This is a genomic window from Aquipseudomonas alcaligenes NBRC 14159, from assembly GCF_000467105.1.
GTDB lineage: Bacteria > Pseudomonadota > Gammaproteobacteria > Pseudomonadales > Pseudomonadaceae > Aquipseudomonas > Aquipseudomonas alcaligenes.
This window is the reverse complement of record NZ_BATI01000068.1, coordinates 1-8,423: the sequence shown is the minus strand read 5'-3', so window position 1 is coordinate 8,423 and position 8,423 is coordinate 1. Positions and strand designations below refer to the sequence as shown.

Sequence of the window (8,423 nt, the reverse complement as noted above, 5' to 3'; positions counted from 1 at the left end):
CTCACTCTTCTATTTTACAGTACCTGGGGTTTGGGGAGCAATGGAACCAAAAACCAACGTAAGCCCTACCAACGCTTTTCGGTGTCTTCTTCCCAGGCGCCCATCTCGACAAAACAGTTGCGCATGTCGGCCTCCTGGCTGATCTCGGTCAGCAGGTCATGCACGCTCTTGTCCAGCTCATCGTCGCTCCGATACGGAATGGTCAACTCATAGTGGCCGGCATCCAGCCGCTTCATGCCATAGGGCTCCAGGCAGTAGCGCTCAATGTTCTCCGTGGCCCGCTTCCGGCCGCGCACGAACTTGCTGTTATTCACCACCGCGAGGCGCAGGGTGACGGTGGCCACCCGCTCGGCGGCGGGCGGCTCTGCCGGCGACGCGGCCGAAGGCTGCTGGTCGCGTGACCTGGCGCTCTTCTGGTACGCGCCGATCTCGACACCACGGTGGCGCAGGTAGCTGTACAGCGTGCTCTTGGAGATGTGCAGCTTCTCGCCGATCGCGCTGACGCTCAGGCGACCTTCGCGGTAGAGGGTTTCGGCCGCCATGGCGGTGGCCTCAGCCTTGGCTGGCAGGCCCTTGGGACGGCCACCGATCCGGCCACGCGCCCGTGCGGCCGACAGACCCGCCTGAGTCCGCTCGCGGATCAGCTCGCGCTCGAACTCCGCCAGCGAGGCGAACAGGTTGAACACCAGGCGGCCTTGGGCGTGGGTGGTGTCGATGGGGTCATTCAGGCTCTGTAAGCCGACCTTGCGCTCTGCCAGCTCGCCGACCAACTCGACCAGGTGCTTGAGGGAACGCCCAAGGCGATCCAGCTTCCAGATCACCACGGCATCACCCGGCCGCACGTTGGCCAGCAGTTTGTCCAACTCCGGCCGGGCGCTTTTCGCGCCGCTGGCGATGTCTTGGTAGATGCGTTCGCACCCGGCCTGTTTCAGGGCATCGACTTGTAGGTCGGCTTTCTGATCCCGAGTGCTCACTCGCGCATAACCGATCTTCATCAAAAGTACTGTTTACTCGACTACGTTAGTAATAGTTGAACTTTGATTAAGCGTACCAGTTATTTGAACCGTAGCGCGGGGAGCTTAACGAACCGAGCCATTCCTCGATAGAGTTCGGCAAAACCTTCGTTTTGTCGAACCATTGCATCGCCCTTTGTGATTGGCGTATAAACACACAAACACCTATTAGCGGAGAACGCTATGAATACCATTCGCTGGAATGTCGCCGTCTCGGCCGACACCGACCAGTCGCTTCGGATGTTTCTGGCCAGCCAGGGCGGCGGCCGTAAGGGCGACCTGTCGCGCTTCATCGAAGAAGCGGTACGGGCACACATCCTGGAGCTGAGCGCTGAGCAGGCCAAGGCCGCTAACGCCCATCTGAGTGAGGCAGAATTGACCAACGCGGTTGACGAAGCGCTCGACTGGGCACGTAAGCGCTGATGCGGGTCGTGTTGGATACCAACATCCTGTTCAGCGCCCTGATCTCGCCACATGGCGCGCCCGATGCGATCTACCGTGCCTGGCGGGCGGCGCGTTTCGAGGTGGTGACCTCGCGGATGCAACTCGATGAAATTCGTCGAGCCAGCCGCTATCCCAAGCTTCAGGCCATCCTACAGCCCGCCAAGGTGGGCGCCATGATCAATAACCTGCAACGGGCTGTGGTACTGGAGCGCCTGACCATCGAGGTCGAAGCCGATGATCCGGATGACTCGTTTTTGCTGGCCATGGCCTTGGCGGGCGATGCGGACTACCTGGTAACCGGTGATCGCCGCGCCGGCCTGCTGCAACGCGGGCACATCGAACGCACGCGGATCGTCACGCCCGCCGTGTTCTGCGTCGAGGTGCTGTGATCAATGCCGGTCGGTTTTCTGACTCAAGAGCAACGCGACGGTTTTGGCCGCTATGTTGATTCGCCCAGCCGTGAAGAGCTGGAACGTTACTTCCACCTGAGCGATGAAGACCGTGAAGCCATCCAGGTGCTGCGGGGTAACCATAACCGTCTGGGTTATGCCGTTCTGCTGACCACCGTCCGCTTCGTTGGCGTTCTGCCGGACAAGCCCGCCGCCGTGCCGGTGGAAGTCCTGCAGGTGCTTTGCCGACAACTGGCGATTCCAGACCCCGACTGCCTCCAGCGCTATAGCGATCATCGCCGCTGGATACATGCCACCGATATTCAGAACCGCTTTGGCTATCGTCATTTCACCGATCCGGGCATCGGCTTTCGCTTGAGCCGCTGGCTGTATGCCCTCTGCTGGACGGGCACCGACCGGCCGGGAGTGCTGTTTGAGCGAGCCACCTCGTGGCTGTTCACACAGAAAGTCCTCCTGCCTGGTGTGTCTCAACTAGAGCGCTTTATCGCCCAGTTGCGCAGTCGGGTCGAAGAACGCCTCTGGTTTACGCTGGGCCGCAGCGTGACTGAGGAACAGCGATTGCAACTGCAAGACTTGCTGACGGTGGCCGAAGGCAACCGCAGCTCCCGGCTGGATCAATTGCGCTCCGGCCCGGTCATGGTCAGTGGCCCCGCGTTGATTCGGGCACTGCGCCGGCTCGATGACGTGCGCGGCATCGGCATCACCTTGCCGGCGGCGGCGCACATCCCTCCCAGCCGTATCGCCGCCCTGGCCCGCTTCGCCAACACGGCCAAGGTCACCGCGATTAATCGGCTGCCGGCGTCGCGGCGGATGGCGACACTGGTGGCCTTCGCACTCTGCCTGGAGGCGACTGCGCACGACGACGCACTGGAAGTCCTGGAGGCCTTGCTGCGCGACCTGTTCAGCAACGCGGAGAAGGCCGACAAGAAAGCCCGCATGCGCAGCCTGAAAGACCTGGATCGGTCGGCCGCGACGCTCGCCGCCGCGTGCAAGGTCGTGCTGGACAGCTCGATCAGCGATGACAACGTGCGCGCCCGGCTGTTCAACGACCTGCCGAGGACCACCCTGGAAAAGGCCCTGGAAGAGGTCAACGCGCTGATCCGCCCGGTAGATGACGTCTATTTTCTTGCATTGGAAGCGCGCTACCGCAGCGTGCGCCGCTTCCTGCCCGACCTGCTCAAGCACATCCGCTTCGGCTTCAGCCCGGCCGGCAAGGGCGTGGCGGCTAGTCTGGAGTGGCTGCAACTGAACCTGCCGCGCCGGAAGCCAGAGGATGACGCGCCGCAGGAGATCGTGGCCAAGGCTTGGCAGAAGCACATCACCCGCGAAGATGGCTCCCTCGACATGGGTGCCTATGTGTTCTGCACGCTCGATGCGCTGCGCACGGCCCTGCGCCGCCGCGATGTCTTCGTCTCGCCCAGTTGGCGCTATGCCGACCCGCGCCTTGGCCTGCTCGACGGTGCCGAATGGCTGGCGGCGCGACCGATCATCTGCCGGTCACTGGGCCTGACCATCGACGCCAAAACCACCCTGGACGCCTTGTCCGTCGAGCTGGATGCAACCTGGCTGGCAGTAGCCGCGCGCCTGCCCGACAACCCGGCGATTCAACTGAGCGAGAACACCGAGGGCAAGACCGAACTGTCGCTCGGGGCGCTGGACAAGCTGGACGAGCCCTGCTCGTTGCTGCAACTGCGGGCGGCCGTGTCTGACCTGATGCCGCGTGTCGATCTGCCGGAAATCCTCTTGGAAATCGCCGCCCGCACTGGCTTTTCCGAGGCCTTCACCCATGTCTCCGAACGCAATGCACGCGCCGACAACCTGGTCACCAGCCTCTGCGCGGTGCTGTTGGGCGGGGCCTGCAACACCGGCCTGGAGCCCTTGATCCGCACCGACAACCCGGCGCTGCGCCGTGACCGGCTGTCCTGGGTCAGCCAGAATTATATCCGCGACGACACCCTGTCAGCGGCTAACGCCATCCTGGTCGGAGCGCAAAGCCAACTGGAACTGGCCCAAGTCTGGGGTGGCGGCGAGGTCGCCTCCGCCGATGGCATGCGCTTCGTCGTACCGGTGCGCACCGTGCATGCCGGCCCCAATCCGAAGTATTTCGGCACCGGCCGGGGTGTCACCTGGTACAACCTGATTTCCGACCAATTCTCCGGCCTCAACGCCATCACCGTGCCCGGCACGCTGCGCGACAGCCTGGTGTTGCTGGCGGTCGTGCTGGAACAGCAGACCGAGTTGCAGCCGACGCAAATCATGACCGACACCGGGGCCTACAGCGATGTGGTGTTCGGGCTCTTCCGCCTACTTGGCTACCACTTCAGTCCGCGGCTGGCCGATGTCGGCGGTACCCGCTTCTGGCGCACGCGCCCGGACGCGGACTACGGCAAGCTCAACGGGCTGGCCCGCCAGTCGGTCAAACTCGACCTGATCGCCGAGCACTGGGACGACCTGCTGCGCCTGGCCGGCTCGCTCAAACTCGGCCGGGTGCCGGCGACTGGCATCATGCGCACGCTGCAAACGGGAGATAGACCCACCCGGCTGGCCCAGGCGCTGGCCGAATTCGGGCGGATCGAAAAGACTCTGCACACGTTGACCTATATCGACGACGAGTCCAAGCGCCGCGCCACCCTGACCCAGTTGAACCGAGGCGAAGGCCGGCACAGCCTGGCCCGCGCCGTGTTCCACGGCAAACGCGGCGAGCTCCGCCAGCGCTACCGCGAAGGCCAGGAAGACCAGCTCGGTGCTCTGGGCCTGGTGGTGAACATCATCGTGCTGTGGAACACCCTCTACATGACGGCGGCCGTGGAACGGCTCAAGCAGCACGGCTATCCAGTGCTGGAAGAGGATTTGGCCCGGCTATCGCCGCTGATCTACGAGCACATCAACATGCTCGGGCGGTATTCCTTTGCGGTACCGGAAGAAGTTGCGCGCGGCGAGCTGCGGCCACTGCGTAATCCAGACGACGACCTGTGATCCCCCTAAACGCTATGAGCAACACCCAAGCTGCTGCTGGATCGGCGGGCACTTCACCGAGCCGAACGAACAGAAAACGCAGCAATCCCCTGGGTTGGGGCGCAGCAGCGCCTTGCAGTTGCTGCACTCGTAATAGAACTGGCAGGCGTCCGTGGGCATGGTTTCCGGCTTGGCGAAGCCGCAGCGCGGGCAAGTCAGCACGGACTCAAGGACAATGGCGCTCATCGTGACCTCACTTCTGCACTGTGGAGGGGTATCCCGCGTTCGCGGTCGCCTCAGTCAGTGCCTCGGGCTGGGCCTTATCGGGATCGTAGGTGACGGTCGCCGTCTTCTGGTCGAAATTGACCTGGACGTCACTCACGCCGGACACCTTCTCCAGCGACTTCTTGACCGTGATCGGACAGAGTCCGCACGTCATGTTCTGCACGTCGAGCGTGACGGTTTTCGGGGGAGCCGCCAGCGTCACGAAGGGCAAGGCGAAAAGCACGGCGATCAGCAGTTTGCGCATGGTTAATCTCCTTCAGTAGAACAGCGGGGCGAGCCACGGCACGGCCAATAGGCCGAGCAGCAGCACGCTGACGATCCAGAACACGAGTCGCTGTCGCACGAGCGTGCGCGGATCGGCGCAGGGTGTACCTGGCGTACAAACCTGTGGCACCAGGTAGAGCTTGCGGAATGCCAATCCCAGGAACAGTAGAGTCAACCCGATGAAGAGGGGGCGTAGTGGCTCCATCATGGTCAGAGCGCCCACCCACGTACCGCCGACACCGAGTGCCAACAGCACCAGTGGCCCGACACAGCACACCGACGCACCGATGGCGGTCAGCGAACTCGCGACCAGCGAGCCTTTCCCGGTGAGTTGCATCCCCATTCCCATCTCCTGAGCCTGATTGCCTAGGTGCTATTCTAAACTCCGTACCAAAGTACGGAATCAAGGAGAAAGTGATGGCCACAGAGCTGACCATTGGCAAGCTGGCAGACGCCGCCGGGGTGAACGTCGAGACGATCCGCTACTACCAGCGACGCGGGCTGCTGGATGAACCAGCCAAACCCTTGGGTGGCCATCGGCGCTATCCGGTGGACATGGTGAAGCGACTGCGTTTCATCAAGCGGGCTCAGGCGCTGGGTTTCACGCTCTCGGAAGTCGGTGGACTGCTGACGCTGGATGAGTCGTGCGCCTGTGCCGAAACGCGAGCACGGGCTGCACGCAAGCTCGCGTTGATCGAGCAGAAGATGGCCGACTTGGTCGTCATGCAGCAACTGTTAGGCGAACTGGTGCAGCAATGTGATGCGGGAGACGGCGGAACGATCTGCCCGATCATCGAGGCACTGATCAGAGAGTAATGCCTGGCGGGTGAGCTGGAGATCGGAAAGCCCCTTTACGGTGGGATTCAGAGCTTACGTTGGTTTTTGGTTCCATTGCTCCCCAAACCCCTCGTTCAAACGGACGACCAGGCTCTGGTCGTCCTTGAAACGCGCTTCACCGTGCAAAACGGTGATGGCTGGATTGCCGTCCAGGATGCCTTCGTATTTGGCGTGCCGCAGTTCATCGACACGGGCCTGCTGCTGGGCCAGCAGTTTGCTGCGGTCAATCGCAGGCACAGTTGCCGCAATACCGCCGTCGAACGGACTTTCCCGGCGCAGATGGGCAATATGGGCAGCGCGGATCATGATCTTGGACGGCACACAGCCGATATTGACGCAGGTGCCGCCGATGGTGCCGCGTTCGATCAGCGTGACCGTCGCGCCTTGCTCGACGGCCTTCAGCGCCGCCGCCATCGCGGCCCCGCCGCTGCCAATGATGGCGATATGCAAACCGGCGCCCTCAAGTGCATCACGGATTTTTGGTTCATCTTTGAAATCACCAACCCGGATCGAGCCTTGATAACCCAATGCGGCGATGGCGGCCAGCAGTTGGTTGTGGCTCACGGCGGTGTCTGCCATGACTTGCGCGCGGCTTTCTGGATAGGACACCACAGCGGCATTCACGCCGGGAATCTTTTCCAAAGCATCTTTGACATGGGTGGCGCAGGATGTGCAGGTCATGCCATTCACGGTGATTTCGGTCATTTTTTTACTCCATTGAATTTCGGGGTGCAGCAGGCATCGGCTTGGCGTTTTCGTTGGATGGCGTAGATGGTCAAGCCGATGAAAATCGCCAGCGCAGGCAGCAGCACATAGTCCAGATAGCCGGTCAGCGCGGACAAGCCGACCACACCGAGCAAAATGACCAGAACAGGGGTGAAGCAACACAGCGCCACGAGGGTTGTGCCAATGATGCTGACCCGCAGCAGTGTCTTCGGGTCTTTCATGATCAGTTCTTGACTGATGATGGGTAGCCCGCATCCTCGGTAGCCTTGGTCAGTTTCTGCACGCTGGTCTTGGCATCATCGAAGGTGACCACCGCTTCGCGCGTCTCGAAGGTCACGTCAACTTTACTGACGCCATCGACCTTGGAAATCGCCTTCTTGACAGTGATCGGACAGGCCGAGCAGGTCATGCCCGGTACGGACAGCGTAACGGTCTGGGTGGCGGCCCACACGGGGGCAACAACGGCAGCGAGGGCAAGGGCGGAAAGCAGCTTTTTCATGGTGAACTCCTGTGATCAATAGAAAAATGGCACGACGTAGGGAAATCCGAGCGCGACCAAAACCAGCACGGCCACGCCCCAGAAAATGAGCTTGTAAGTAGCTCGCACTTGGGGAATCGCGCAAACCTCACCCGGTTTGCAGGCGGCTGACGGCCGGTAGATGCGCCGCCAGGCGAAGAACAACGCCACCAGCGCCACGCCGATAAAGATGGGGCGATAGGGTTCCAACACCGTCAAGTTGCCGATCCAAGCGCCGCTGAACCCCAAGGCGATCAGAACCAGCGGCCCGAGGCAGCAAGCCGAGGCGAGGATGGCGGCCAGCCCGCCAGTGAAGAGCGCGCCGCGCCCGTTTTGAGGTTCAGACATACGTTTGTCCTTTCGAATCTGAATTGGATAGCTTAAGCTTACTTCCGTAGTTATGTACGGAGTCAAGCGATATGGAAAACAATTTGGAGAACCTGACCATTGGCGTTTTCGCCAGGACGGCCGGGGTCAATGTGGAGACCATCCGGTTCTATCAGCGCAAGGGCTTGCTCCCGGAACCGGACAAGCCTTACGGCAGCATTCGCCGCTATGGCGAGACGGATGTAACGCGGGTGCGCTTCGTGAAATCAGCCCAGCGGTTGGGCTTCAGCCTGGATGAGATCGCCGAGCTGCTGCGGCTGGAGGATGGCACCCATTGCGAGGAAGCCAGCAGCCTGGCCGAGCACAAGCTCAAGGACGTGCGCGAGAGGATGGCTGACCTGGCGCGCATGGAGGCCGTGCTGTCTGATTTGGTGTGCGCCTGCCATGCGCGGAAGGGGAACGTTTCCTGCCCGCTGATTGCGTCACTGCAAGGGAAGAAAGAACCGCGCAGTGCGGACGCGGTGTAGCCCGAGGGAACTACGCCTTAGCGTGCTTTATTTTCCGTTTTCTGAGGCGACTCCAACGTCAGAAAAGACCGTGCGGTCGACTTTTGATATTTCGTGCTGTCGCCTTCTGAAAGTGACA

General features: G+C 61.7%; 12 protein-coding genes and 1 pseudogene. 5 read left to right on the top strand and 8 right to left on the bottom strand.

Annotated elements, in window-relative coordinates:
- Window positions 1-65: 65 nt before the first annotated feature.
- Window positions 66-995: a recombinase family protein gene (locus tag PA6_RS21675; RefSeq protein WP_003150544.1), complete on the bottom strand. Its 930-nt coding sequence runs from the start codon at window positions 993-995 to the stop codon at window positions 66-68.
- Between the two features lie 201 nt (window positions 996-1,196).
- Between PA6_RS21675 and PA6_RS21670 the strand changes: the two genes are divergently transcribed.
- The 3 genes from PA6_RS21670 to PA6_RS21660 are packed head-to-tail and all read left to right on the top strand — an operon-like array spanning window position 1,197 to window position 4,843.
- Entirely contained in the window at window positions 1,197-1,436 is a 240-nt protein-coding gene (locus PA6_RS21670; protein ID WP_003089107.1) for a ribbon-helix-helix domain-containing protein, read from the top strand.
- Window positions 1,436-1,846 (top strand): putative toxin-antitoxin system toxin component, PIN family, encoded by a 411-nt coding sequence (locus PA6_RS21665; protein ID WP_003150546.1) that lies wholly within the window; start codon window positions 1,436-1,438, stop codon window positions 1,844-1,846. Before PA6_RS21670 ends, PA6_RS21665 begins: the two co-directional genes overlap by 1 nt.
- Before the next feature lie 3 nt (window positions 1,847-1,849).
- Window positions 1,850-4,843, top strand: coding sequence for a Tn3 family transposase (locus PA6_RS21660; protein WP_003299771.1), 2,994 nt, complete (start codon window positions 1,850-1,852; stop codon window positions 4,841-4,843).
- A gap of 12 nt (window positions 4,844-4,855) precedes the next feature.
- Here the strand turns inward: PA6_RS21660 and PA6_RS23180 are convergent, their stop codons facing one another.
- From PA6_RS23180 to PA6_RS21650, 3 genes are read right to left on the bottom strand one after another with little or no spacing between them, the layout of a single operon-like run.
- Complete coding sequence (locus PA6_RS23180) at window positions 4,856-5,068, bottom strand: GDCCVxC domain-containing (seleno)protein (RefSeq protein WP_003089113.1); 213 nt, start codon at window positions 5,066-5,068, stop codon at window positions 4,856-4,858.
- Between the two features lie 7 nt (window positions 5,069-5,075).
- A complete protein-coding gene (merP, locus tag PA6_RS21655) occupies window positions 5,076-5,351 on the bottom strand; it encodes a mercury resistance system periplasmic binding protein MerP (protein ID WP_021703121.1) in 276 nt (91 codons plus the stop codon).
- A 12-nt stretch (window positions 5,352-5,363) separates the two neighbouring features.
- Window positions 5,364-5,714: a mercuric transporter MerT family protein gene (locus PA6_RS21650; protein WP_003089115.1), complete on the bottom strand. Its 351-nt coding sequence runs from the start codon at window positions 5,712-5,714 to the stop codon at window positions 5,364-5,366.
- 74 nt (window positions 5,715-5,788) lie between these two features.
- Between PA6_RS21650 and merR (PA6_RS21645) the strand changes: the two genes are divergently transcribed.
- Window positions 5,789-6,187 carry an Hg(II)-responsive transcriptional regulator gene (merR, locus tag PA6_RS21645; protein ID WP_003089120.1) on the top strand — a complete coding sequence of 133 codons (399 nt, stop codon included), beginning with the start codon at window positions 5,789-5,791 and terminating at the stop codon, window positions 6,185-6,187.
- An 87-nt stretch (window positions 6,188-6,274) separates the two neighbouring features.
- On the opposite strand, the pseudogene PA6_RS21640 reads toward merR (PA6_RS21645), so the two are convergent.
- The 4 genes and pseudogenes from PA6_RS21640 to merT all read right to left on the bottom strand — a co-directional run.
- A pseudogene (locus tag PA6_RS21640) lies at window positions 6,275-6,913 on the bottom strand (cation transporter); the annotation flags it as partial.
- Window positions 6,910-7,155: a mercury resistance system transport protein MerF gene (gene merF, locus PA6_RS21635; RefSeq protein ID WP_000654684.1), complete on the bottom strand. Its 246-nt coding sequence runs from the start codon at window positions 7,153-7,155 to the stop codon at window positions 6,910-6,912. The gene merF and the pseudogene PA6_RS21640, both read right to left, overlap by 4 nt.
- Before the next feature lie 2 nt (window positions 7,156-7,157).
- Window positions 7,158-7,433, bottom strand: coding sequence for a mercury resistance system periplasmic binding protein MerP (gene merP, locus PA6_RS21630; RefSeq protein ID WP_000735441.1), 276 nt, complete (start codon window positions 7,431-7,433; stop codon window positions 7,158-7,160).
- A 15-nt stretch (window positions 7,434-7,448) separates the two neighbouring features.
- Window positions 7,449-7,799: a mercuric ion transporter MerT gene (gene merT, locus PA6_RS21625; RefSeq protein WP_001294667.1), complete on the bottom strand. Its 351-nt coding sequence runs from the start codon at window positions 7,797-7,799 to the stop codon at window positions 7,449-7,451.
- A gap of 71 nt (window positions 7,800-7,870) precedes the next feature.
- Between merT and merR (PA6_RS21620) the strand changes: the two genes are divergently transcribed.
- The gene (merR, locus tag PA6_RS21620) at window positions 7,871-8,305 is read left to right on the top strand and encodes an Hg(II)-responsive transcriptional regulator (protein WP_000429838.1); all 435 of its coding nucleotides are present in this window, start codon (window positions 7,871-7,873) and stop codon (window positions 8,303-8,305) included.
- Window positions 8,306-8,423: the final 118 nt, after the last annotated feature.

What these genes read in the sequence shown, in the direction of transcription:
- PA6_RS21675 (WP_003150544.1), bottom strand. Translation starts at nt 995, where the DNA reads ATGAAGATCGGTTATGCGCGAGTGAGCACTCGGGATCAGAAAGCCGAC.
- PA6_RS21670 (WP_003089107.1), top strand. Translation starts at nt 1,197, where the DNA reads ATGAATACCATTCGCTGGAATGTCGCCGTCTCGGCCGACACCGACCAG.
- PA6_RS21665 (WP_003150546.1), top strand. Translation starts at nt 1,436, where the DNA reads ATGCGGGTCGTGTTGGATACCAACATCCTGTTCAGCGCCCTGATCTCG.
- PA6_RS21660 (WP_003299771.1), top strand. Translation starts at nt 1,850, where the DNA reads ATGCCGGTCGGTTTTCTGACTCAAGAGCAACGCGACGGTTTTGGCCGC.
- PA6_RS23180 (WP_003089113.1), bottom strand. Translation starts at nt 5,068, where the DNA reads ATGAGCGCCATTGTCCTTGAGTCCGTGCTGACTTGCCCGCGCTGCGGC.
- merP (WP_021703121.1), bottom strand. Translation starts at nt 5,351, where the DNA reads ATGCGCAAACTGCTGATCGCCGTGCTTTTCGCCTTGCCCTTCGTGACG.
- PA6_RS21650 (WP_003089115.1), bottom strand. Translation starts at nt 5,714, where the DNA reads ATGGGGATGCAACTCACCGGGAAAGGCTCGCTGGTCGCGAGTTCGCTG.
- merR (WP_003089120.1), top strand. Translation starts at nt 5,789, where the DNA reads ATGGCCACAGAGCTGACCATTGGCAAGCTGGCAGACGCCGCCGGGGTG.
- merF (WP_000654684.1), bottom strand. Translation starts at nt 7,155, where the DNA reads ATGAAAGACCCGAAGACACTGCTGCGGGTCAGCATCATTGGCACAACC.
- merP (WP_000735441.1), bottom strand. Translation starts at nt 7,433, where the DNA reads ATGAAAAAGCTGCTTTCCGCCCTTGCCCTCGCTGCCGTTGTTGCCCCC.
- merT (WP_001294667.1), bottom strand. Translation starts at nt 7,799, where the DNA reads ATGTCTGAACCTCAAAACGGGCGCGGCGCGCTCTTCACTGGCGGGCTG.
- merR (WP_000429838.1), top strand. Translation starts at nt 7,871, where the DNA reads ATGGAAAACAATTTGGAGAACCTGACCATTGGCGTTTTCGCCAGGACG.